19 protein-coding genes are annotated in these 20,942 nt (G+C 64.9%); 15 read left to right on the top strand and 4 right to left on the bottom strand.

Annotated elements, in window-relative coordinates:
* Positions 1-195 precede the first annotated feature (195 nt).
* From BLV47_RS15080 to BLV47_RS15065, 4 genes are all read left to right on the top strand, one after another.
* Complete coding sequence (locus BLV47_RS15080) at positions 196-1,209, top strand: iron ABC transporter substrate-binding protein (RefSeq protein WP_092314856.1); 1,014 nt, start codon at positions 196-198, stop codon at positions 1,207-1,209.
* 3 nt (positions 1,210-1,212) lie between these two features.
* On the top strand, positions 1,213-2,823 hold the full coding sequence (locus tag BLV47_RS15075) for an ABC transporter permease (RefSeq protein WP_092314854.1): 1,611 nt from the start codon (positions 1,213-1,215) through the stop codon (positions 2,821-2,823).
* Positions 2,820-3,884, top strand: a complete 1,065-nt coding sequence (locus tag BLV47_RS15070) for an ABC transporter ATP-binding protein (RefSeq protein ID WP_092314852.1) — start codon at positions 2,820-2,822, stop codon at positions 3,882-3,884. The genes BLV47_RS15075 and BLV47_RS15070 overlap by 4 nt, the downstream gene beginning before the upstream one ends.
* Before the next feature lie 90 nt (positions 3,885-3,974).
* Positions 3,975-4,181, top strand: a complete 207-nt coding sequence (locus BLV47_RS15065; RefSeq protein WP_092314850.1) for a FecR/PupR family sigma factor regulator — start codon at positions 3,975-3,977, stop codon at positions 4,179-4,181.
* Positions 4,182-4,191: 10 nt separating this feature from the next.
* On the opposite strand, the gene BLV47_RS15060 is transcribed toward BLV47_RS15065, so the two are convergent.
* On the bottom strand, positions 4,192-5,118 hold the full coding sequence (locus tag BLV47_RS15060) for a site-specific integrase (protein ID WP_092314848.1): 927 nt from the start codon (positions 5,116-5,118) through the stop codon (positions 4,192-4,194).
* 459 nt (positions 5,119-5,577) lie between these two features.
* On the opposite strand from BLV47_RS15060, the gene arnB reads away from it, so the two are divergent.
* The 11 genes from arnB (at position 5,578) to BLV47_RS15005 (ending at position 17,550) form a co-directional block, all read left to right on the top strand.
* On the top strand, positions 5,578-6,717 hold the full coding sequence (gene arnB / locus BLV47_RS15055) for a UDP-4-amino-4-deoxy-L-arabinose aminotransferase (protein WP_092314846.1): 1,140 nt from the start codon (positions 5,578-5,580) through the stop codon (positions 6,715-6,717).
* A gap of 5 nt (positions 6,718-6,722) precedes the next feature.
* The gene (gene arnC, locus BLV47_RS15050) at positions 6,723-7,742 is read left to right on the top strand and encodes an undecaprenyl-phosphate 4-deoxy-4-formamido-L-arabinose transferase (protein WP_092314844.1); all 1,020 of its coding nucleotides are present in this window, start codon (positions 6,723-6,725) and stop codon (positions 7,740-7,742) included.
* Positions 7,739-9,745: a bifunctional UDP-4-amino-4-deoxy-L-arabinose formyltransferase/UDP-glucuronic acid oxidase ArnA gene (arnA, locus tag BLV47_RS15045; protein ID WP_092314842.1), complete on the top strand. Its 2,007-nt coding sequence runs from the start codon at positions 7,739-7,741 to the stop codon at positions 9,743-9,745. The genes arnC and arnA overlap by 4 nt, the downstream gene beginning before the upstream one ends.
* The gene (gene arnD / locus BLV47_RS15040) at positions 9,745-10,629 is read left to right on the top strand and encodes a 4-deoxy-4-formamido-L-arabinose-phosphoundecaprenol deformylase (protein ID WP_092314840.1); all 885 of its coding nucleotides are present in this window, start codon (positions 9,745-9,747) and stop codon (positions 10,627-10,629) included. The genes arnA and arnD overlap by 1 nt, the downstream gene beginning before the upstream one ends.
* A complete protein-coding gene (gene arnT / locus BLV47_RS15035) occupies positions 10,626-12,275 on the top strand; it encodes a lipid IV(A) 4-amino-4-deoxy-L-arabinosyltransferase (protein ID WP_092314838.1) in 1,650 nt (549 codons plus the stop codon). Before arnD ends, arnT begins: the two co-directional genes overlap by 4 nt.
* Entirely contained in the window at positions 12,272-12,616 is a 345-nt protein-coding gene (arnE, locus tag BLV47_RS15030; protein WP_092314836.1) for a 4-amino-4-deoxy-L-arabinose-phosphoundecaprenol flippase subunit ArnE, read from the top strand. The genes arnT and arnE overlap by 4 nt, the downstream gene beginning before the upstream one ends.
* The gene (gene arnF / locus BLV47_RS15025; RefSeq protein ID WP_092314834.1) at positions 12,613-13,026 is read left to right on the top strand and encodes a 4-amino-4-deoxy-L-arabinose-phosphoundecaprenol flippase subunit ArnF; all 414 of its coding nucleotides are present in this window, start codon (positions 12,613-12,615) and stop codon (positions 13,024-13,026) included. Before arnE ends, arnF begins: the two co-directional genes overlap by 4 nt.
* Positions 13,023-14,387 carry a UDP-glucose dehydrogenase family protein gene (locus BLV47_RS15020; RefSeq protein WP_092314832.1) on the top strand — a complete coding sequence of 455 codons (1,365 nt, stop codon included), beginning with the start codon at positions 13,023-13,025 and terminating at the stop codon, positions 14,385-14,387. Before arnF ends, BLV47_RS15020 begins: the two co-directional genes overlap by 4 nt.
* On the top strand, positions 14,388-16,013 hold the full coding sequence (locus BLV47_RS15015; RefSeq protein WP_092314830.1) for an ArnT family glycosyltransferase: 1,626 nt from the start codon (positions 14,388-14,390) through the stop codon (positions 16,011-16,013). It begins immediately after the preceding gene.
* Between the two features lie 42 nt (positions 16,014-16,055).
* Positions 16,056-16,571: a GNAT family N-acetyltransferase gene (locus BLV47_RS15010; RefSeq protein ID WP_092314828.1), complete on the top strand. Its 516-nt coding sequence runs from the start codon at positions 16,056-16,058 to the stop codon at positions 16,569-16,571.
* Positions 16,572-16,845: 274 nt separating this feature from the next.
* Positions 16,846-17,550 carry an HPP family protein gene (locus BLV47_RS15005; protein WP_092314826.1) on the top strand — a complete coding sequence of 235 codons (705 nt, stop codon included), beginning with the start codon at positions 16,846-16,848 and terminating at the stop codon, positions 17,548-17,550.
* Between the two features lie 324 nt (positions 17,551-17,874).
* Here BLV47_RS15005 and BLV47_RS15000 read toward each other — a convergent pair whose 3' ends face one another.
* Genes BLV47_RS15000 through ctlX form a run of 3 tightly spaced genes read right to left on the bottom strand, consistent with a single transcriptional unit; the run spans position 17,875 to position 20,767 of the window.
* The gene (locus BLV47_RS15000) at positions 17,875-18,738 is read right to left on the bottom strand and encodes a LysR family transcriptional regulator (RefSeq protein WP_092314823.1); all 864 of its coding nucleotides are present in this window, start codon (positions 18,736-18,738) and stop codon (positions 17,875-17,877) included.
* 59 nt (positions 18,739-18,797) lie between these two features.
* Complete coding sequence (gene astA, locus BLV47_RS14995; protein WP_092314821.1) at positions 18,798-19,832, bottom strand: arginine N-succinyltransferase; 1,035 nt, start codon at positions 19,830-19,832, stop codon at positions 18,798-18,800.
* Positions 19,829-20,767, bottom strand: a complete 939-nt coding sequence (gene ctlX / locus BLV47_RS14990) for a citrulline utilization hydrolase CtlX (protein ID WP_092314819.1) — start codon at positions 20,765-20,767, stop codon at positions 19,829-19,831. Before ctlX ends, astA begins: the two co-directional genes overlap by 4 nt.
* Positions 20,768-20,942 lie beyond the last annotated feature (175 nt).

Below are 20,942 nucleotides of genomic sequence, written 5' to 3'. Positions count from 1 at the left end.
ACAGCGGGCAAATGCCGCCATCACGGGAATTCACCATAAATTTGACGTTTTTTTCTGATTTGCCGCTCTACATTGCCGGCGACTTCATATGCAAATGATTCCTATTGTTCAGCCGATTCGCGATGCCTTCTCTGACGCCTCGAACCGCGCGGTCCGAGGCCTGACAAAAACAACACCCCAGGAGCTGCCCCAAGCATGACCCTCACGCCCTCTTCGCTGTTCAAAACCGCCCTGCTGGTCGGCGCCTTGCTGACCGCCGGCCATGCCTACGCGGCCGATGCCGATGGCATCCTGGTGTACAACGCCCAGCACGAAGGCCTGACCAAGGCCTGGGTCGAAGGCTTTACCCGTGACACCGGAATCAAGGTCACCCTGCGCAACGGCGACGACAGCGAGATGGGCAACCAGCTGGTGCAGGAAGGCCAGGCCTCGCCCGCAGACGTGTTCCTCACCGAGAACTCGCCGGCCATGGCCCTGGTGGACAACGCTGGGCTGTTCGCCAAGGTGGCTCCGGCAACGCTGGAGCAGGTGGCTGCCGCCTACCGTCCGACCCACGGCAACTGGGTGGGCATCGCCGCGCGCTCCACGGTATTCGTCTACAACCCGGCCCGCCTGCAACCGGCGGACCTGCCCAAATCCCTGCTGGACCTCGCCAACCCGGCGTGGAAAGGCCGCTGGGCCGCATCACCCGCTGGCGCCGACTTCCAGGCCATTGTCAGCGCGGTACTGGAACTCAAGGGGCAAGCCGCAACCCTGGAATGGCTCAAGGGCATGAAAGCCAATGCCAGCGTCTATCGCGGCAACAGCGCGGTGCTCAAGGCGGTCAATGCCGGCCAGGTGGACAGCGGCGTGATCTATCACTATTACAGCTTCGTCGACCAGTCCAAGACTGGCGAGAACAGCAAGAACACCGCCCTGCACTACTTCAAGCATCAGGACCCGGGGGCCTTCGTCAGCCTGTCCGGCGGCGCGGTACTGGCATCCAGCAAGCACCAGGAGCAGGCCCAGGCCTTCCTCAAGTGGATCACCAGCGCCAAGGGCCAGGCTGTGCTGAAAAACGGCAACTCCTTCGAATACGCGGTGGGCCTGGGCGCCCAGTCCAATCCCAAGCTGGTGCCTCTGGCCGAGTTGGAAGCCCCCAAAGTCGACGCCGCCAAGCTCAACAGCAAGCAAGCCGTGGACCTGATGACCCAGGCCGGTCTCCTGTAAACCATGGCCGACAATCTGTCACGCACGCCCGCTGCGCAAATGCCCCGGGGCGCTGTCGCGACCTGCAGCGGTTATCGCCGCCAGGGCCAGGGACGGCGCTCGCCGCCCTGGCTGCTCGGCGCGGCGCTGCTGGTGTCGCTGCTGGCCCTGCTGCCCCTGGGGTTTGTCATCGGCATCTCGATCCAGACCGGCTGGGCGACCATCAGCCAGTTGCTGCTGCGGCCACGGGTCGCGGAGTTGCTGGGCAATACCCTGTTGCTGCTGGTACTGACGTTGCCGCTGTGCGTGCTGCTGGGGGTGGCGCTGGCGTGGCTGACCGAACGCAGCGACCTGCCCGGGCGGCGTGCCTGGTCGCTGCTGGCGGTGGCACCACTGGCGGTGCCGGCGTTCGTCCACAGCTATGCCTGGGTCAGCCTGGCGCCCTCGCTGCACGGCCTGCCAGCGGCAGTGCTGGTGTCGGTGATCGCCTATTTCCCGTTTATCTACTTGCCGGTGTCAGCCACCCTGCGGCGTCTTGATCCGGCCCTGGAAGATGTCGCCGAATCCATGGGGCTCAGGCCCCGGGCGCTGTTTCTGCGGGTGGTGCTGCCGCAATTGCGCCTGGCGATTGGCGGTGGTGCATTGCTGGTGGGCCTGCACCTGCTGGCCGAGTACGGCTTGTACGCGATGATCCGCTTCGACACCTTCACCACAGCCATCTACGACCAGTTCCAGTCCACCTACAACGGCCCGGCGGCCAACATGCTGGCCAGTGTGCTGGTGCTGTGCTGCCTGGCGCTGCTGGCGACGGAGTCCGCCAGCCGTGGCCAGGCGCGCTACGCCCGGGTCGGCTCCGGCAGCCCGCGCGCGCAACGCCTGCAGACCTTGCGCGGCGCAACACGGCTCGCGGCGCTGTGCCTGCCGGTGCTGACCTGCGCCCTGGCCCTGGGAGTGCCGCTGCTGACCCTGGGCAACTGGCTGCTGTCCGGCGGCCTTGAGGTCTGGCAGGCGCCGGAGCTGCTGCCCAGCCTGCAACAGACTCTGATGCTGGCTAGCCTGGGGGCGTTGCTCACCACCTGCGCGGCGATTCCCGTGGCCTGGCTGTCGATCCGCGCTCCCGGGCGCCTGCTGCGGGTCCTGGAAAGCTGCAACTACGTCACCAGTTCCCTGCCCGGCATCGTCGTCGCCCTGGCCCTGGTAACGGTTACTGTGAAATACGCCCGGCCGATCTACCAGACCAGCATCACCGTGCTGCTGGCGTACCTGCTGATGTTCCTGCCTCGCGCCCTGGTCAGCCTGCGCGCCGGCATCGCCCAGGCGCCGGTGGAGCTGGAAAACATCGCCCGCAGCCTGGGGCGCACGCCGTTTAAGGCGCTGTGGCGCGTGACCCTGCGTCTGGCCGCACCGGGCGTCGCGGCCGGCGCGGCCCTGGTGTTCCTGGCCATCAGCAATGAACTGACCGCCACCCTACTGCTGGCGCCCAATGGCACCCGGACCCTGGCTACCGGCTTCTGGGCCAGAACCAGCGAGATCGACTACGCGGCGGCAGCGCCCTACGCCTTGATCATGATCCTGCTGTCCCTGCCGTTGACCGGCCTTCTCTATCACCAATCCAGACGTACGGCGGGCCGATGAACGCTCTCGAACTTCACGCAGTGCACAAATCCTTCGGCGGCGCCCCGGCGGTGCAGAACATCAGCCTCAGCGTGCCGGCGGGCAGCCGCACGGCGATTGTCGGGCCCTCGGGCTCCGGCAAGACCACCTTGCTGCGGATGATCGCCGGCTTTGAATATCCCGACCGTGGGTGCATCACCCTCAATGGCCAGGTGCTGGTGGACGACCAGGGCGCGGTGCCGGCCCATCGGCGCCTGATCGGCTATGTGCCGCAGGACGGCGCGCTGTTTCCGCACCTGAGCGTGGCGGCCAACATCGGCTTTGGCCTGACCGGGCCCCACGGGGACAAGCAGCAGCGCATTGCCGAGTTGCTCGACATGGTGGCCCTGGACCGGAGCATGGCGGCGCGCTGGCCCCATGAACTGTCCGGCGGCCAGCAGCAACGGGTGGCCTTGGCCCGGGCCCTGGCCCAACGCCCGCGGCTGATGCTGCTGGACGAGCCTTTCTCGGCCCTGGACACCGGCCTGCGGGCCTCGATGCGCAAGGCCGTGGCACGACTGCTGGCCGAGGCCGGCGTGACCACCATCCTGGTCACCCATGACCAGGCTGAAGCCCTGTCTTTCGCTGACCAGCTGGCAGTGATGCGTCAGGGCCGGCTGGTCCAGGCCGGCGCGCCGCTGGAGCTGTACCAGCACCCACGGGATGCCCAGACCGCGCTGTTTCTAGGCGATGCCGTGCTGCTGCCGGCGCGGTTGGACCAGGGCCTGGCGGAATGCGACCTGGGCCTGGTGCCGGTCCGCGATGCAACGCTCCAGGGCCCGGCGCAGATCATGCTGCGCCCCGAGCAATTGCAGGTGCTGGTCGATGACGGCGATTGCACAGACAGTTGTCAGGGCGTGGTCAGGGAGTGCGACTTCGCCGGCAACACCTGCACCCTGAGCATCGGCGTGACCAGCGCCGCGGGGCATGAACAGCTGTTGCCGGTACGCAGTTCCGGATTGCAGGCGCCGGCCCCCGGCAGCCGGGTGCGCATTCGCACCCTGGGGCATGCCCATGTCCTGGGCAGCAGCCCCGAGGCTTGAGCCAAGGATGCTGTCGTCGATCATGGTTTCGCGTCGCTATTGCCTCGATACTGGGGCCTCGCCGCTGCCACGCTGGACAAGGAATGAACGATGACTGATGCCACCCATCAAGCAGAGCACGTGCTGATGATGCAGGCCGCGCACTGGTGCGTACGCCTGCGCGAGGCCGATTGCAGCCTGGCCGAGCGCCAGGCCTTCGAGGACTGGTTGCAGAGCGACACGAGCCATGGGCTCGAATACGCGAAGATAGTGGAAGTCTGGGACCTCTGCGGGCAACTCACGCCAAGCCTGCCCTGAACATGTCGCGCTACAGGTCGAAACGATCAATGGCCCGGCGCCGCTCGTTGTCGTCGCGCATGTCATAGCTGGCGGTGGTCTGGATATTGGTGTGGTGAGCCAGCTTCTGGGCAATCGACAGGTCGTGTTCCTCGATCACTCGGGTGATGAATGAACGGCGGAAATCGTGGGGCATGATCCGCACGCCGACCTGGGCGCCGCGCTGCCGGGCGATGTAGTAGATAGCGTGCTTGGTGATGCGCTCGCGGGTGATATGACCGCCACGGCGGATCCGGTTGAACAGAAAGCCGTCGTCCTCAAGGCCCGCCGGCAAGTCTGCGCGACGCAGGTCCAGCCAGGCCTGGAGTTTGTCGAAGGCCCAGGTCGGGGCGTACTTGATCAACTGCTTGTTGCCCTTGGCCAGCACCTGCAGGCTGCGCTGGGCGAAGTCCACCTGGGCCAGGTCCAGGTTCACCGACTCCGACTTGCGCATACCCGAGCCGTACAGCACGGCGATGATCGCCGCGTCGCGCACGCCCTGGGGGCGCGGGTCCGCGGCACAGACGGCCATCAGTTCCTGGATCAGCCCGCGTCTGAGGTTGCGCCCCCGGGACAGGCGCGTGCCGCCCATGGCCTTCACCGAGCGCATCTTCAACAGGTGGTCGTAGCTGATCAGGCTGGCGCGCCAGGCTTCGTTGAACACCCCGCGCAGGGCGTTGACGTAGAGCGAGGAAGTACTGGGGGCATAACCGTCGCGGCGCAAGGTCGCCACCAGGGCCGTGACCTGCTCGGGCTGCAACTGGTGCCAGGGAATGTCCTCCAGGTTGAGGTCTTCATAGCCCAGGCGGTCGGCGGCATCCTGCAGCACGTAGCGCAGGGTCGTCTGGCTGGAGGGCGCCAGGCGGGTCAGGTACAGGTTGAGGGGATTGGCGCTGCAGGCGCCAGGTGCGAATGGCATCAGGATCCTCCCCCGGAAACCGGTTGCACTGGGTAGCACCCCGACCCGCAAGAAAAAAGTCTGCGGTTACCCTCTTCAACATCCGCCGAAAAGCGGCTAAAACAGTGGCCGGAATTCAATTGACGGCCACCCATGCACATAAACTGAACGCTGGCTGTCTGGCTCGCAGAAAAACGGACTTTTACCTTATTTTTCATATTCGTTTCACATTTTTCCGCTTAATCTCAGCCCCCGACGGCTCGCCCTCCGAGTGCAGTCTTTTCTCAGGTTGCAAAGATAACACCTTGATCCACATTTACTTTTCACAAACATAGTCTTTACTCATGTGCTGCATGGAATGCCCCGCTGGCTCAATCACTGGATGTGCCTTGATGACTGCATGACCTCCCCGCTTTCCATGAACCGTCCGTTCACTCGCAAGACCCCGTATTTCCGGCATTAGCTAAACCCGAGGTAACCATGAACCAGGCTTTCCTTCCCTTCTCGCGTCCGAGTATTGGCGACGAAGAGATAGCTGCAGTGGAGCAGGTTCTGCGCTCCGGCTGGATCACCACCGGCCCGAAAAACCAGGAACTGGAACAACAGTTCGCCGAACGCGTCGGCGCCCGACATGCCGTGGCCCTGTCCTCGGCCACCGGCGCCATGCACATCACCCTGCTGGCACTGGGTATCGGTCCTGGCGACGAGGTGATCACCCCGTCCCAGACCTGGGTTTCCACCGCCAACATGATCTGCCTGCTGGGGGCGACCCCAGTGTTCGTCGATGTCGACCCCGACACCCTGATGAGCGACGCGGCCAGCATCGAAGCGGCCATCACCCCACGGACCAAGGCGATCATTCCGGTGCATTACGCCGGCGCCGCCTTCGACCTGGATCCGCTGTACGCCCTGGCGGACAGGCACGGCATCCCGGTGATCGAAGACGCCGCCCATGCCGCCGGCACCACCTACCGCGGCCGGGCCATCGGCGCCCGGGGCACGGCGATTTTCTCCTTCCACGCCATCAAGAACATGACCTGCGCCGAGGGCGCGATGTTCGTCAGCGATGACGAAGCCCTGGCCAACCGGGTGCGCATGCTCAAGTTCCATGGCCTGGGTGTCGACGCCTACGACCGCATGACCCACGGGCGCAAGCCCCAGGCCCAGGTGATCGAGCCCGGCTTCAAGTACAACCTGGCGGACATGAACGCCGCCATTGCCCTGGTACAGCTGCAGCGCCTGGACGAGATCAACGCCAAGCGCGAAGTCCTGGCCAAGGCTTACCTGGAGCGCCTCCAAGGCCTGCCGGTGCAGCCTCTGCACCTGCCCCAGTACCCACAACAGCACGCCTGGCACCTGTTCATCCTGCGCATCGACGCCGAACGCTGCGGCCTGGACCGCGACGCCTTCATGAAGGGCTTGCAGGAGCAGAACATCGGCACCGGCATCCATTTCATCGCGACGCACCTGCATACCTACTACCGACAGCGCTTCCCCGAAGTGCATCTGCCCCATACCGAATGGAACTCGGCGCGGCTATGCTCGATTCCACTGTTTCCGGACATGACCCTCGACGATGTCGAACGGGTTGCCGGTGCCATTGAAAACCTCCTGGACTGAAGCCTTTGAAACCTTACCCAATTCAGTTCGTGTCGATCGTCATTCCGGTCTACAACGAAGAACAGAGCCTGCCCGAGCTGCTGCGCCGCACCGAAGCGGCCTGCCGCCAGCTCAAGCACGAGTTTGAAATCGTCCTGGTGGACGACGGCAGTCGCGACCAGTCGGCGAATATCCTGCAAGAAGCCGCCGAACGCGAAGGCAGCCCGGTGGTGGCGGTGATTCTCAACCGCAACTACGGCCAGCACGCGGCGATCATGGCCGGCTTCGAGCAATGCCGCGGCGACGTGGTGATCACCCTCGACGCCGACCTGCAGAACCCGCCGGAAGAAATTCCGCGCCTGGTGGCCCAGGCCGAGCTCGGCTACGACGTGGTCGGCACCGTGCGCAACAACCGCCAGGATTCGGCCTTCCGCCGCTGGCCGTCGAAGCTGATCAACCTCGCCGTGCAGCGCTCCACCGGTGTGGCCATGAGCGACTACGGCTGCATGCTGCGGGCCTATCGCCGGACCATCATCGACGCAATGCTCGCCTGCACCGAGCGCAGCACCTTCATCCCGATCCTGGCCAACAGCTTTGCCCGGCATACCACCGAGGTGCTGGTAGAGCACGCCGAGCGCGAGCACGGCGACTCCAAGTACAGCCCGATGCGCCTGATCAACCTGATGTTCGACCTGGTCACCTGCATGACCACCACGCCGCTGCGGCTGCTGAGCATCATCGGTTTCGGCATGGCCGGGGTCGGCGCGCTGTTCGCCCTGATGCTGATCATCCTGCGGCTGATGTTCGGCGCTACCTGGGCCGGCGACGGCACCTTCGTGCTGTTCGCGGTGCTGTTCGTGTTCACCGGTGGCCAGTTCATCGGCATGGGTCTTCTGGGTGAATACCTGGGACGCATGTACAGCGACGTGCGGGCCCGCCCGCGCTTCTTCATCGAAAAAGTCTTGCGCAGCCAGCCCGCGGCCCCGGCCCCTGCTGTGACTGTCGACGGTTTAACTTCCACTCATACAGATCAGGTTTCGCCATGAGCAATAAAGCTGTTGTCTTCGCCTACCACGATATTGGCTGTGCTGGCATCGAAGCCCTGCTCAACGCAGGTTACGAGATTGCCGCGGTGTTCACCCACGCCGACGATCCCAAGGAAAACACCTTCTACGGCTCGGTAGCCCAGCTCTGCGCCCGCAAAGGCATTGCCGTGCACGCCCCGGAAGATGCCAACCACCCGCTGTGGATCGAGCGCATCGCCAAGCTCAACCCCGACTACCTGTTCTCCTTCTATTACCGCAACCTGCTGAGCGAGCCGCTGCTGGCCACTGCCAGCAAGGGCGCGTTCAACCTGCACGGTTCCCTGCTGCCGCGCTACCGTGGTCGCGCACCGGCCAACTGGGTGCTGGTCAAGGGCGAAACCGAAACCGGCGTGACCCTGCACCGCATGGTCAAGCGCGCCGACGCCGGCGCCATCATTGCCCAGGAACGCGTAGCCATCGAGCGCAGCGACACCGCCCTGACCCTGCACCACAAACTGCGTGACGCCGCCGCCAGCCTGCTGCGCGATACCCTGCCGGCACTGGCCCAGGGCAAGATCACCGAGACTGCCCAGGACGAGTCCAAGGCTACCTACTTCGGTCGTCGTACCGCCGCGGACGGCAAGCTGGAGTGGAAACGCCCCGCCGAAGAACTGTTCAACCTGGTACGCGCGGTGACCCAACCGTACCCGGGCGCCTTCTGCGCCGTTGGCGAGCACAAGCTGATCGTCTGGAGCGCCGAAGTGGTCAAGGGCAACGAAGGCCAGGCCCCGGGCCGGGTCATCAGCGTCGACCCGCTGCGCATCGCCTGTGGCGAAGACTCGCTGGTGATCACCTCCGGCCAGCGCAACGCCAATGGCCTGTTCCTGGGTGGCCCGCAACTGGCCAATGAGCTGGGCCTGGTGGACGGTTCCCTGCTGCGCGGCGCGGAATCCGGGCGCAAGCCACGCCGCACCCGCGTGCTGATCCTGGGCGTCAACGGCTTTATCGGTAACCACCTGTCCGAGCGCCTGCTGCGTGACGACAAGTACGACGTCTACGGCCTGGACATCGGCTCCGACGCCATCGAGCGCCTGCGCAGCCATCCGAACTTCCACTTCGTCGAAGGCGATATCAGCATTCACTCCGAGTGGATCGAATATCACATCAAGAAGTGCGACGTGGTCCTGCCGCTGGTGGCCATCGCTACCCCGATCGAATACACCCGCAACCCGCTGCGCGTGTTCGAACTGGACTTCGAAGAGAACCTGAAACTGGTTCGCTACTGCGTCAAGTACAACAAGCGCGTGATCTTCCCGTCGACTTCGGAAGTCTATGGCATGTGCCAGGACAAGAACTTCGACGAAGACACTTCCAACCTGATCGTCGGTCCGATCAACAAGCAGCGCTGGATCTACTCGGTATCCAAGCAACTGCTGGACCGGGTGATCTGGGCCTACGGCGCCAAGGGCCTGAACTTCACCCTGTTCCGTCCGTTCAACTGGATGGGCCCGCGCCTGGACCGTCTGGACTCGGCCCGTATCGGCAGCTCCCGCGCCATCACCCAGCTGATCCTCAACCTGGTGGAAGGCACGCCGATCCGTCTGTTCGACGGTGGCGAGCAGAAGCGCTGCTTCACTGACATCGCCGACGGCATCGAAGCCCTGGCACGCATCGTCGACAACGAAAACGACTGCTGCAACGGCCAGATCATCAACATCGGCAACCCGGACAACGAAGCCAGCATCCGTCAGCTGGGCGAAGAACTGCTGCGTCAGTTCGAAGCTCACCCACTGCGCGGCAACTTCCCGCCGTTCGCCGGTTTCCGCGACGTCGAAAGCAAGGCCTTCTACGGCGCTGGCTACCAGGACGTGGAACACCGCAAGCCAAGCATCGAAAACGCCAAGCGCCTGCTGAACTGGGAGCCGACCGTGGAGATGAGCGAAACCATCGGCAACACCCTGGACTTCTTCCTGCGTGAAGCCATGCTGGAAATCGCCGACCGCTCGAAAGAAGAAGCTCGCTGATGCAGGCAGGTCTGCGCATTGATGTCGATACCTACCGCGGCACCCGGGAGGGGGTGCCACGGCTGCTCGAATCGCTGGACGAAGCCGGGGTCAAGGCCACCTTCTTCTTCAGCGTCGGGCCGGACAACATGGGGCGCCACCTGTGGCGCCTGATCCGTCCGCAGTTCCTCTGGAAAATGCTGCGGTCCAATGCCGCGGGCCTGTACGGCTGGGACATTCTCCTGGCCGGTACTGCCTGGCCGGGTAAACCCATTGGCCGGGACCTGGGGCACTTGATGCGCCAGACCCTGGCCGCCGGCCACGAAGTCGGCCTGCACGCCTGGGATCACCACGGCTGGCAGGCCAACACCGGGCGCTGGAGTCAGGCACAGCTGATCGAACAGATCCGCCGTGGCGTCGACAGCCTCAACGATATTCTCGGGCAAGCGGTGAGCTGCTCGGCGTCCGCCGGTTGGCGCGCCGATGAACGCGTCATCGAAGCCAAGCAACAATTCGGCTTTCGCTACAACAGCGATTGCCGCGGCCAGAGCCTGTTCCAGCCACGTCTGGCGGACGGCAGCCTGGGCGCCCCACAGATTCCGGTGGACCTGCCGACCTTCGACGAAGTAGTCGGGCCGGTGGTGGCCGCCAAGGATTTCAACAACTACATCCTCGACCGGTTCAGCCCGGACAAGCTCAACGTCTATACCGTGCATGCCGAAGTAGAAGGGATTCTCATGGCCAATGATTTCCGCCAACTGCTGGCCGGTGCCAAGCAGCGTGACATCCACTTCCAGCCTTTGGGCGACATGCTCCCGACCGACCTTTCCAGCCTGCCCGCGGGCAAGGTCGTGCGCGGCGCGCTGGAAGGCCGCGAAGGCTGGCTGGGAGTGCAAGGCGCATGATCAGACGTTGGGCCCTGCCGCTGCTGTTGATCGCTTTCGGTCTGTTCTACCTGTTGCCCATGGCCACCCACGGCCTGTGGATTCCTGATGAAACCCGCTACGCCCAGATCAGCCAGGAAATGCTCCTGACCGGCAAATGGGCGTCGCCGCATTTCATGGGCATCCGCTATTTCGAAAAACCGGCGGCCGGCTACTGGATGATCGCCATCGGCCAGGCACTGTTTGGCGACAACCTGTTCGGCGTGCGCGTGGCCTCGGCCCTGAGCACCGGCCTCAGCGTGGTCCTGGCCTATCTGCTGGCCCGGCGCCTGTGGAACGATCCACGCAAGAGCCTGGCCAGCGCCCTGCTCTACATGAGCTTTACCGTGGTCGCGCTGCAAGCCGGCTACGCCAACCTCGATCCGCAGTTCACCTTCTGGGTCAACCTGAGCCTGGTGGCGCTGTGGTTCACCTTCGACTGCCGCAGCGTGCGCGGCCAGGTGAGCGCCTGGGTGGTGCTGGGCCTGGCCTGCGGCATGGGCTTCATGACCAAGGGTTTTCTCGCCTGGCTGCTGCCGGTGCTGGTGGCCCTGCCCTACGCCATCTGGCAAAAACGCCTGCGCTCGCTGCTGATCTATGGCGGCCTCGGCGTGCTGGTGGCGATCCTTATCAGCCTGCCCTGGGCGCTGATGGTGCATGCCCAGGAACCGGACTACTGGCGCTTCTTCTTCTGGCACGAGCACATCCGCCGCTTCGCCGGTGAAGACGCCCAGCACGCCTCGCCCTGGTGGTATTACCTGCCGTTGCTGGTGGGCTTTTGCGTGCCTTGGGTCCTGCTGCTGCCGGCCAGCCTGAAACAGGCCTGGGAACAACGGCGCCTGAACAGCAGTGGTTTCCTGCTGCTGTGGCTGGTACTGCCCCTGGCGTTCTTCAGCCTGAGCAAGGGCAAGCTGCCGGCCTACATCCTGCCGTGCCTGCTGCCCCTGGCCTTGCTGATGGGCCACACCCTGATGGACCGCCTGGCCGCCGGCAAGACCCGGCTGCTGGCCTTCAACGGCGTGCTCAACCTGGTGGCCGGCCTGCTGGGGCTGCTGGCGCTGGTGTATTTCCAGATGAAGAAGCCGGTGTATGTGGACGAGCCGCAACACCTGGCGCTGGTCTATGTACTGCTGCTGGGCTGGATCCTCAGCAACCTGCTGCAAGCCATGCGCCCGCTGAGCCTGTGGGCCGCGCCGGCCCTGGGCAGCTTCCTGCTGGTGGCGCTGGCCCCGGCGGCGCTGCCCAATTCGGTGGTCTACAACAAGATTCCCGACCAATTCATCATCGATCACGTGGCCGAGCTGGGTCAGGCCAAGGCCCTGCTGAGCAACGACCTGGGCGCGGCCTCGGCGCTGGCCTGGCGCCTGGGTCGCCCTGACGTGACCCTGTACAACACCGAAGGCGAAGTGAAGTACGGCCTGGGCTACGAAGACAGCGCCGCGCGCAAGGTCGACCTGAACCAGGTCCAGCCGTGGATCGCCGAGGCCCGCAAGCAAGGCTCGATTGGCGTGGTGATGCGGGTCAAGAGCAGCGACGAGGTACATGAAGTCGAACTGCTGCCCAAGGACGCCAAGCGCTATGAGCAAGGCAATATCGTGATTTTCATCATTCCCCAGAGTCAGCCATGAGCCTGCTGTTGCTATTGCTGGCCTGCGGGCTGACCTGCCTGGGTCAGGTGGCGCAGAAGTTCGCCGTGGAAAGCTGGCGTGACCAGCCTTCCGGCGCGCTGCAAAAGCTGCGCTCGGGCTGGTTGTGGCTGGCCCTGTTCAGCCTCGGCCTGGGCCTGCTGGTGTGGCTCCTGGTGCTGCAGCGCATGGAGGTCGGCGTGGCCTACCCGATGCTCAGCCTGAACTTCGTGTTCATTACCCTGATCGCCCGTTTCGTCTTTCACGAGCCCATCGACCGTCGCCACTGGCTCGGCGTGGCCCTGGTGATCGGCGGCGTGCTGCTGTTGAGTCGCCACGCATGAGCCGGGCCAAGGGATTTGCCTTCGCCCTGGGCAGCGTGGCCCTGGTCAGCGGCGCCCAGTTGGGCATGCGCTGGAGCATGACCCGCCTGCCCGCTCCGGATCAGTGGCTGTCGGCCCTGAGCGCCGGCAACGTCGACCTGGCCGCCCTGGCGCTAGTGATCGCAGCCATCGGCGCCTACGCGCTGTCGATGCTCTGCTGGCTCCTGGCGCTGCGCGACCTGCCGCTGGGCCGGGCCTATTCGCTGCTCAGCATCAGCTACGCGCTGGTCTACCTGCTGGCCGCCAGCCTGCCGCTGTTCAACGAACCGTTCACGCTTTCCAAAAGCCTCGGGGTGGCCTTGGTCATCCTTGGGGTCATTACCATCAACTCTCGATCTGCACCCGCGACAAGTCCCAGGAATACCCCATGAAAATCAGTGTATTTGGAAGTGGTTACGTCGGCCTCGTACAAGCCGCCGTATTGGCTGAAGTCGGCCACGATGTCATCTGCATGGACATCGACGAGCAAAAGGTCAAGCAGCTGCAACAAGGACACGTGAGCATCTTCGAGCCCGGGCTGGCCAGCCTGGTCAAGGAAAACCTCGAAGCCAAGCGCCTGCACTTCACCAGCGACGAAAAACTCGCGGTGCAACACGGCCAGGTGCTGTTCATCGCCGTGGGCACGCCCTCCAGCGAAGACGGCTCGGCGGACCTGCGCTACGTGCTGTCGGTGGGCGATGCGGTGGCACGCCACCGTGAGCAACCGGTGATCCTGGTGGAAAAATCCACCGTACCGGTGGGCACCGGCGACACCTTGAAGGCGCACATCGAAAAGGTCCTCAATGGCCGCCCGCTGCAATTCGATATCGTCTCCAACCCGGAATTCCTCAAGGAAGGCTCGGCGGTCACCGACTGCCGCCGTCCGGACCGGATCATCATCGGCTGCGAGCGCGAAGAAGTGCGCGATGTGATGCGCGACCTGTACGCGCCATTCAACCGCAACCATGACCGCATCATGTTCATGGACCTGCGCAGCGCCGAGCTGACCAAGTACGCCGCCAACTGCATGCTGGCGACCAAGATCAGCTTCATCAACCAGATCGCCGAGCTGGCCGAGCACCTGGGTGCCGACATCGAATCAGTCCGCCTGGGAATCGGTGCCGATACCCGCATCGGCTATCACTTCATCTACCCGGGCTGCGGCTACGGCGGTTCGTGCTTCCCCAAGGACATGCGCGCCCTGATCCACAGTGCCCAGGAAGCCCATTGCTCCAGCGACCTTTTGCAAGCAGTGGAAGCCATCAACGAGCGCCAGAAGCACAAGCTGTTCGAGCGCATCAAGGCGTTCTACAAAGGCGACCTGAAAGGCAAGACCTTCGCCTTGTGGGGCCTGGCGTTCAAACCCAACACCGACGACATGCGCGACGCCCCGAGCCGGGTGCTGCTGGATGCGCTGTTCGCCGCTGGTGCGCAAGTGCGCGCCTATGACCCGGAAGCGATGCAGGAAACCCAGCGTCTGTACCCGGATGAATCGCGCCTGATGCTCATGGGCACCCCGGAATCGGTACTCACCGGCGCCGACGCGCTGATCATCTGCACCGAGTGGCAGCAGTTCAAGGCGCCGGATTTCGACCTGATCCAGCAGCGCCTGCAGGCGCCGGTGATCTTCGACGGGCGCAACCTGTACGACGCCGAACGCCTGGCCCGCAATGGCTTCACCTACTTCCCGATCGGCCGCGGTGAATCGCGCAACCTGCCGATTCCTCATCAGCAGTGGTCCCCCGAGGCTTGAATGAACCCGCACTCCAGTTCCCCTTCGAACACACTTCTCTGGCAATCGTTGGGGCTGGGGCTGCTGGCCTTGCTGCTGTTCTGCGCCGGCGCCGACCACCAGTCGGCGATCGGCTTCGATTCGCGCTTCGTGCTGTTTGCCAAGGAAATGCTGCGCCATGGGCCGGGGTTCTTCCCCACCACCTATGGCCAGCCCTACGCCGACTACTCCAGCGCTTCGACCCTGCTGGTCTGGCTGTTCTCGCTGCCTTCCGGACAGGTCAGCAGTTTTACCGCCTGGCTGCCCACGGCCATCGCCTCGGCGCTGATCGTCAGCCTGATCTATCGCCTGTTGGCGCCCTATTCCCGGACCTGGGCCTTGCTCAGCGTCGCCCTGCTGTTGCTCAGCAACACCTTTATCAGCGAAACCCGCGCCGTGTCCCTGGACCAGATGCTCGCCGCGGTGTCCCTGGCGGTGTTCTACCTGGGTTATGCCCATGACCACTTCGGCGCCCGCCGGCACCTGGGCTGGATCTTCCTGCTGCTGGTGCTGGGCTTTGCCATTCGCGGGCCTATCGGCCTGGTGATTCCCACCGGCATGCTGTGCAGCTACTACCTGCTGGGTGGTCAATGGCGCCGTTTGTTCGGCGTCGGTTTCAGCGCCTTGTTGCTGCTGCTGGCCTGTATCGGCCTGCTGCTGTGGCTGGCCAAGCTCAGCGGTGGTCAGGCCTTTGTCGACGATGTGATCCGCATGCAATTCATGGGACGCATGGACGGCAGCGAAGGCTCCAGCGACGTCTTCTATTACTTCACCAGTTCCCTGGGCAACTACGCCCTGGCCTACCCCCTGGCGATCCTGGCCTGGATCGCGGTGCTGCTCAGTCGCCCCGCGGATCAGGCTCCGGCCCTGAAACTGCTGCGTCTGTGCACCGCGGCCGGGCTGATCGTGATGATCGGCCTGTCGATTCCCCAGGCGAAAAAGGCCCGCTACCTGCTGCCGATGCTGCCCATGGCGGCGATCATTGCCGCCTATCCGTTCCAGGCCGGCCAAGGCCGGCTGATGGGCTGGCTGCGCGGGGCGATCCAGGGCATCTGGCTGCTGCTGCCGGGGCTGCTGATCGTCGGCTTGCTGGTGCTGCGGCGCAAATTTCCCGAGCAGCTCGACTCGCTGACGCCGATGCTGCTGATCCTTGGCCTGCTGCAGCTGCTGTCCCTGGGGCTCTTGTTCAAGCGCCAGTGGCGCGCCGTGGGCCTGGCCTACAGCGCGGTGCTGGCGGTCTGGGCCTGCTACATCGGGGTCTTCGAGCCGGTGGAGCACCGCCTGTATGACACTCGCGCCTTCAGCCAGGGTGCCATGCAACTGATCGAGGCCGACCCGGCGCCGGTGGTCCTGCACCGCATGGGCAAGGACGCCAAGGCGATCAAGTTCATGGTCAACCTGGACCGGGACCTGCAACCGCAGTTCAGCGAAACCCCCGAGGCCCTGGCGCAGATACCCGGCCCGGCCTGGGTGATCCTCGATCAGGGCGACCTGGCCAGCCTGCAGGGTACGCCCCTGGCCGGACTGACTCCGGTACTGAGCGGGCGTTTCGACAAGAACGACTTCGTCCTGCTGCACCTGCCCAAGAGCGCCGCCACGCACCCCTGAAAGCGTTGCACGGCACCCCGCCGGCTCCTTACACTCGCGCCCATGACCATTCTGATCCGCCGGGCGCGAGTGGCCGACGCCGCCTTCCTCCCCGCCATTGAAACATCGGCTGCCGAGCTTTTTCGCAGTGATCCGCAACTGGCCTGGCTGGCCGACGCCGAAGTCGCCGATGCCCAGAGCCAGCGCGACCACATCCGCCAGCACCCGGTGTGGGTCGCGGTGACCGCCGACGGCACCCGCTGCGCCTTTCTCAACGCGCAGATCTGCGAGCGCGAGCTGCATGTGTGGGAAATCTCCGTTGCCACTGGCCACCAGGGCCAGGGCATTGGCAAGCGCCTGTTACAGGCGGCGCGGGAGTTCGCCCTGGAGCAGCAGCTCACGGCCCTGACCCTCAGCACCTTCCGCGAACTGCCCTGGAACGAACCTTTCTATCAGCGCCAGGGCTTTGTCACCCTGCAACCGGCCCAGCTGAGCCCGCGCCTGCGTCAGGTCCTGGCCGAAGAAGCGCAACACGGCCTGCCCGCGGCGCGCCGCTGCGCCATGCGCCTGCCCCTGTAGAACCCAGCTGGCAGTAGGAGCTGGCTTGCCAGCGAAAAGCGATTTCCTGCCCGGTGCAAGGCTTGCACGCCCGTTCGCCGGCAAGCCGGCTCCTACAGGTGTAATGCAGCAAAATAAATGCACTAAACCAGCATTATTATGAATTTGTCAGCTGCATGAAGGCTCGGCACACTGTGCCCGTTCCTCCCCCAAATGTTGGAACGTTCAAGGGCTTTCTGGTGATCCAGACAAGCCCTTCTTTTTGCCCGTCGTTTAGCCATGGACCCCGTTGCCGATGCTTGCCCGCTGGAAACCCGCCGCCATCAATACCCGCCCCCTGGAATGGAGCCGCGCCGCCATCGGCATGGGCCTGGGCACCCTGCTCAGTGTCTGGCTCTGCGCCCAGGTGTTCGGCATGCCAGTGGCGCTGCACCTGATCGGTCCGCTGGGGGCCTCGGCGGTGCTGCTGTTTGCCGTGTCTTCCGGCGCTCTTGCCCAGCCCTGGTCGATCCTCGGCGGTTACCTGTGCGCCGGGGTCGTAGCCTTGCTGGTGGCCCATGTGCTGGGGCGTACGCTGGGCAGCGCCTGCCTGGCGGCGGGCATGGCCCTGGTGCTGATGTGCTGGTTGCGCTGCCTGCATCCGCCGGCCGGCGCCCTGGCCCTGACCCTGGTGCTGGCCGATCCGGCCAGCGTGGCGCTGGACTGGCGTGAGCTGGGCCCGGTGATGCTGGCGGCGGCCAGTCTCCTGGGCAGTGCCCTGGTCTACAACAACCTGACGCGGATTCGCTACCCCAAGGGCCCGAGCGATGCCCCGGCGATCCTGCCGTCGGCCACCCCGAGCGACAGCCTGGCGATCACTGCCGAAGACCTGAAGCAGGCCCTGGCCGAGATGGAGGAGTTTTTCGATGTCACCCCCGAAGACCTCGAACAACTGATCCACGCCAGCCAAGCCCACGCCCGCCGCCGCAGCATCGGCCAGGTCCTGTCCTCGCGCCCGTGACGCCCCAGCCGCCCATCCCCTTCGTAGGAGCTGGCTTGCCAGCGAAGGCGTCCTCAAGGCCGTTGCCTGATTGGCGGGCCCATTCGCCGGCAAGCCGGCTCCTACAGGCGCATCACCGATGTTGTGCCGACCGTAGGAGCTGGCTTGCCAGCGAAAGCGTCCTCAGGACCCTTGCCTGATTGGCGGGCCCATTCGCCGGCAAGCCGGCTCCTACAAAAGCATCACCGATGTTGTGCCGACCGTAGGAGCTGGCTTGCCAGCGAAGGCGTCCTCAGGAGCGTTGCCTGATTGGCGGGCCCATTCGCCCGCAAGGGGCGCCGGAGTTCAGATCATCGGTGACCAGCGCTGGGACCAGTCGTGGTCTTGTTCGATGACCTCGCGCAACACCGCGAAAGCCTGCTGCAGCTGCGCCGAGTCACGCTCCCGGGCATACAGCAGGTAGGTGGGGAAGTTGAATTCCGGGGCCTTTTCCACCCGTTCCAGCACGCCGCTGTCCAGGTAGCTCTGCACCACGCGAGTGCGAAAATAGCCGCTGCCGCCGGCATCGAGGATGAACTGCAGGGCCAGTGGCCCCAGGTTGAAGCCCACCGCGGCCCTGGCCTGCTCCGGCAAGGCGGCGTCATGCTGGCGACGGAAGTCCTCGCCCCAATCGATGTAGACATAGGGCTCCGGCCGCCCCGCCAGGCGCACCTGGATCAGTTTTTCCTCCAGCAATTGCTCCACCTGCAAACCCGGGGAATACAGCGGCTGGAACACCAGCGCCGCATCCAGCACCCCCAGCTCCAGTTGCCGCTGCAGGCTGGCTCCGTCGCCGATCTGAGTGCGCAAGGCATGATTGGGCAACGCCTGGCGCAGGCGCCGCACCCAGCTGAGCATCAGCGGGTTGCACAGGCTCGGCTCACCGCCGATGTGCAACACGTTGTGGTAGCCGTCGAGCAGCGGCAGGTCGCGCTGGGCCGCCTCCCAGGTCTGCACCAGCTGGTTGGCGTAGGCGATGAAGGCCTCGCCGTCGGCGGTGGGTCGGGCGCCGGCGCGGTTGCGCACCAGCAGTTTGCAGTTGAGCTGGCCTTCCAGGTTCTGCACCCGGGCGCTGATGGCGGTCTGGGTCAGGTGCAGGCGCTCGGCAGCGGCGATCAGGCTGCCGCTGCGGACGATTTCCAGGAAGGTGCGCGCCAGATCGATGTCCATGGTGCCTCGCCGGCAAAAAATTCGAGCGCCATTGTAGCGGCGCTCGCCGCACCGCGCCGCTAGGCCGCGGACATTTGCCGGGCCGGCACCGCCAGGCTCACCGCCCGCACTGACGCCCCGGCCGAAAGCCCCAGGGCCTTGGCGCTCTGTGCGCTGACAATCAGGCTGCCGGCCGCCACCCGCGCCGGTGCGGCGCCGATCCGGCAGTCGGCGAACTGGCGATTGTGAATCAGGTAGGGCTCGGCCTGCTCCCCCGGCGTGCCGATGCTCAGGTGCAGCACCTGGCTGTCGCGTACCGCGCGGATCTCGCCGGTGGCGCATTCGATCAAGGGCCCGCCGTCGAAGATGTCGATGTAGTCCTTGAAGGCAAAACCCTCAGCCTTGAGCATGCCCAGGGCTGGCTCGGTATTGGGATGCACGCGGCCGATCGCCGCCCGCGCCGCTTCCGGCAACAGGCAGGTGGGCAAGGGAAACTTGGGCATCAGTTCGGCGATGAAGGTCTTGTTGCCCAACCCCGTGAGGTAGTCGGCATCGGCGAAATCCATCTTGAAGAAGTGCCGGCCCAGGCCCTCCCAGAACGGCGATACGCCCTGTTCGTCGGAGTAACCGCGCATCTCGGCGATCACCTTGTCGCCGAAAAGCTCGCGGAACTCGGCCAGGAACAGGAAGCGCGCCTTGGACAACAAGCGCCCGTTGAGTCCCTGGCGATGATCGGCATGCAGGAACAGCGAGCACAGCTCCGATTGGCCGGTCATGTCATTGCCCAGGAACAGGGTCGGCAATTGCTGGTTGATACCGAGGTTCTTCGATGCGGCGACAAACAGCCCAAGACGATAGTTGTACCAGGGCTCGCGCAGGCCCACGGCCCCGGCCAGGGCGCAGATGCCCACCACTTCGCCCTGCCCGCTCTGCAGCACGAACAGGTAGTCGGCGTCGGCCCGGGAGGCCTGGCCGGCAAAGGTCTGTTCGGCCCACTGCAGGCGCGAGCGCAAGCGCCCGGCGTCGGCCGGCAAGGTGGTCAGGCCGGCTCCGGCGCTGTGGGCCAGGGCCAGCAGGGCCGGCAGGTCGGCTTGGGTGGCGGGACGGACGATCATCGCGAGTGCTCCAGTTGAGATTGACGTTCGGGCAGGTAGATTTCCGCCAGCATGCAGCGGGCGCTGCCGCCACCGATGCGTTCAATGGTGTCGATGTTCACCGGCAGGGGCTGCACGTGCTGCTCGATCAGGCGCCGTTGCTCGGCGTCCAGGGAGCGCCAGGCGCTGCGGGACATCACCAAAAGTGGCTCGCCGGCACTGTTGTGCACTTCGAGCATATTGCCGGCGAAGGACTCCAACTGGGCCCAGGTCAAGGGCAGCAGCTGTTTGCCGCTGCTCTCCAGACGCTGGCGCAAGGCGGCGCGTTCGTCAGCATCGTCCAGGGCCAGCAGGCAAGCCAGGGCCAGCCGGCGACCGACGCTCATCATCACGTTGGTGTGATAGATCGGCGCGCCGTGGCGATCCCGGGCATGAAAGGCGCACAGCTCATAACCCAGGTGCTGCACCAGTTGGTCCAGGGCCCGGGCGTGGGTGCGGGTCGAGTAGCCCGCGTAGCAGATCCGCTGCTGGCGATCCAGGACCATGCTCCCGGTGCCTTCGAGAAACGACTCCTGCTGCTCCAACGGCGTCAGGTCCAGGGTGCGGGTCACCTGATACTGCGCGTGCAGGTGCGCCAGCACGCCCTTGTAGCGTTCCAGTCGGCGGTTGCGCCCCTGCATCGGGTACAGCACCAGCGTGCCATCCGGGTGGCTGCTCCAGCAGTTGTTGGGAAAGATCGAATCCGGGGTATGGGGCGCCGCGCTGTCCTCGTGGACCAGCACCCGGACCCCGTGCTCGCGCAGCGTCGCGACGTAGCCGTCGAACTCCTGCAGGGCCTTGGCCTGCACGTCTTCGGCGGCACCCGAAGGGCGTTGGAAATGATTGTTGTCGGCGGTGTCCTGGTTGAAGGCGAAACGCGTGGGGCGAATCATCAAAACGCTGTCAGTGGTCTGCATGGGGCACGCAATCAATGAGTTTTCAGAGGCGCTCATTGTGATTTTTTGCAGGGGCAAAACCCGGCTGAACGACGGGTTTGCACAGCAGGAAATGGCTGAAAGCACAGGTGGTCCCAGCCGATTTCGCCCCCCTGAACACAGCGGCATGCTGGCCGTAGCAGCTGGCTTGCCAGCG

It is taken from the genome of Pseudomonas saponiphila, from assembly GCF_900105185.1.
GTDB classification, from domain to species: domain Bacteria; phylum Pseudomonadota; class Gammaproteobacteria; order Pseudomonadales; family Pseudomonadaceae; genus Aquipseudomonas; species Aquipseudomonas saponiphila.
The sequence above is the reverse complement of the archived record's forward strand: the minus strand, read 5'-3'. Positions and strand labels throughout refer to the sequence as shown.

Bases quoted from the DNA above. Each gene is read 5' to 3' on its own strand.
- BLV47_RS15015 (WP_092314830.1), top strand. From the start codon at position 14,388: ATGAACCCGCACTCCAGTTCCCCTTCGAACACACTTCTCTGGCAATCG.
- ctlX (WP_092314819.1), bottom strand. From the start codon at position 20,767: ATGCAGACCACTGACAGCGTTTTGATGATTCGCCCCACGCGTTTCGCC.
- BLV47_RS15005 (WP_092314826.1), top strand. From the start codon at position 16,846: ATGCTTGCCCGCTGGAAACCCGCCGCCATCAATACCCGCCCCCTGGAA.
- arnB (WP_092314846.1), top strand. From the start codon at position 5,578: ATGAACCAGGCTTTCCTTCCCTTCTCGCGTCCGAGTATTGGCGACGAA.
- BLV47_RS15020 (WP_092314832.1), top strand. From the start codon at position 13,023: ATGAAAATCAGTGTATTTGGAAGTGGTTACGTCGGCCTCGTACAAGCC.
- arnE (WP_092314836.1), top strand. From the start codon at position 12,272: ATGAGCCTGCTGTTGCTATTGCTGGCCTGCGGGCTGACCTGCCTGGGT.
- arnF (WP_092314834.1), top strand. From the start codon at position 12,613: ATGAGCCGGGCCAAGGGATTTGCCTTCGCCCTGGGCAGCGTGGCCCTG.
- BLV47_RS15010 (WP_092314828.1), top strand. From the start codon at position 16,056: ATGACCATTCTGATCCGCCGGGCGCGAGTGGCCGACGCCGCCTTCCTC.
- BLV47_RS15065 (WP_092314850.1), top strand. From the start codon at position 3,975: ATGACTGATGCCACCCATCAAGCAGAGCACGTGCTGATGATGCAGGCC.
- arnA (WP_092314842.1), top strand. From the start codon at position 7,739: ATGAGCAATAAAGCTGTTGTCTTCGCCTACCACGATATTGGCTGTGCT.
- BLV47_RS15070 (WP_092314852.1), top strand. From the start codon at position 2,820: ATGAACGCTCTCGAACTTCACGCAGTGCACAAATCCTTCGGCGGCGCC.
- astA (WP_092314821.1), bottom strand. From the start codon at position 19,832: ATGATCGTCCGTCCCGCCACCCAAGCCGACCTGCCGGCCCTGCTGGCC.
- BLV47_RS15000 (WP_092314823.1), bottom strand. From the start codon at position 18,738: ATGGACATCGATCTGGCGCGCACCTTCCTGGAAATCGTCCGCAGCGGC.
- BLV47_RS15060 (WP_092314848.1), bottom strand. From the start codon at position 5,118: ATGCCATTCGCACCTGGCGCCTGCAGCGCCAATCCCCTCAACCTGTAC.
- BLV47_RS15075 (WP_092314854.1), top strand. From the start codon at position 1,213: ATGGCCGACAATCTGTCACGCACGCCCGCTGCGCAAATGCCCCGGGGC.
- arnD (WP_092314840.1), top strand. From the start codon at position 9,745: ATGCAGGCAGGTCTGCGCATTGATGTCGATACCTACCGCGGCACCCGG.
- arnT (WP_092314838.1), top strand. From the start codon at position 10,626: ATGATCAGACGTTGGGCCCTGCCGCTGCTGTTGATCGCTTTCGGTCTG.
- BLV47_RS15080 (WP_092314856.1), top strand. From the start codon at position 196: ATGACCCTCACGCCCTCTTCGCTGTTCAAAACCGCCCTGCTGGTCGGC.